Source organism: Lapidilactobacillus mulanensis, assembly GCF_003946215.1.
Classification (GTDB): Bacteria; Bacillota; Bacilli; order Lactobacillales; family Lactobacillaceae; genus Lapidilactobacillus; species Lapidilactobacillus mulanensis.
Genome location: NZ_RHOW01000105.1, coordinates 1 through 1,272, shown reverse-complemented (window position 1 = coordinate 1,272; position 1,272 = coordinate 1). Strand labels below are relative to the sequence as shown.

Annotated in this window: 1 protein-coding gene; it reads left to right on the top strand. The window is 43.0% G+C overall.

What is annotated here, in order from left to right; all coding sequences use genetic code 11:
* Positions 1-161 precede the first annotated feature (161 nt).
* Entirely contained in the window at positions 162-1,157 is a 996-nt protein-coding gene (locus EKM67_RS10710; RefSeq protein ID WP_164506659.1) for a L,D-transpeptidase family protein, read from the top strand.
* The last annotated feature ends 115 nt before the right edge of the window (positions 1,158-1,272 follow it).

Sequence of the window (1,272 nt, the reverse complement as noted above, 5' to 3'; positions counted from 1 at the left end):
AAAACTCCTTCCTAAGTGTACAAGCTTTGATTATTTGCTTGTCTACTTAAGTAGGAGTATAGCCTTCTTTTTTCGGCGCTATTTTTGCTGATTAATTTTTCAAATTAAGCATGATTTTGCACTCAACTAAGTAGATCATGCTCGGGGGAAGTTGGGAAATAATGAAATTAAAGCTAGGCATTGTTTTAATTGGTATACTTGCTGTTATCAGTTTAGCTGGTTGCGGGGGTAATAGTAAGTCGAAAACGAGTGCTCAAGCAGCAAAATCAGCGGCGAGCAGTAAAAAGGCATCGGAAAAGTTGAAAGAGAGGCATCAGGCAAGTCAGAAAGCCAGACAAAAATCAATTGCCTCTCAGAAAAGTGCTGCCAGTCTATCGAGTACGCAAAAAGCAAGTCTGGCAATTGCCGAATCTAGTAAGCGGTCTAGTGAACTAAGCAGTCAACAGGCTGCTAGCGCCGAAGCTGCCAGAAAATCTGAAGCAGTTAAGACTGCAAGTCAACCGAGTACAAGCTCGCAAGTAAGTGCGCCAGTACAGCCCGTAACGCCACCCAAAGTCGTTCAACCAGCAAGTACAGGTATTGCTGCATTTGTTGCTAAAAGTCCATCAGCACGCTACAGTGATCAAATTGTAGGGGTTGTCGCAAGTGGTAGCTATGCGCAGGTTTATTTATTTGAAAAAACTAATTCGGTTTGGCAACAAATTTTAAGTAGTTCTGGTCGTGTTGGCTACCAAGGTGTTGGTACCGCTCAAGAAGGATCGGGCCGCACGCCGCGTGGGTCTTATGGATTAACCTTAGCATTCGGAACCGGCGGTAACCCAGGATCAGGGTTACCGTATCGTCAAATTACATCGCGTTCTTATTGGATCTCTAACACTGCAGATGCCCAATATAATACTTGGCAGGAACGCGATCAATCGAGTAGTTTAGATGAGCATTTAAGTCATTATCCCACTCAGTACCGTTATGCAATCGCGTTAAACTATAGTAACGGTGTTGGTGGTGGTTCTGCGTTCTTTTTACATTGTAATGGTGCTGGTTCAACGGCTGGTTGTATATCGGTGCCTGCAAGTGTTATGTTGCAATTGATTCGGCGGATACATTCGGGCGCTCGTATTATCAATGTGACGAGTAATGCCCAACTGGCTTCATACTAAAAAATATGATCGTGAAAAAAGGGGTCTTTGTCAAATAGTGTTGGTGGCGATTTATGAGCGATATCTGAATTTACAGATATCGCTTTTTTCATGCGTAAATCAAACTAATCCTTAA

Coding starts and splice junctions, on each gene's coding strand:
- EKM67_RS10710 (WP_164506659.1), top strand. CDS start 162: ATGAAATTAAAGCTAGGCATTGTTTTAATTGGTATACTTGCTGTTATC.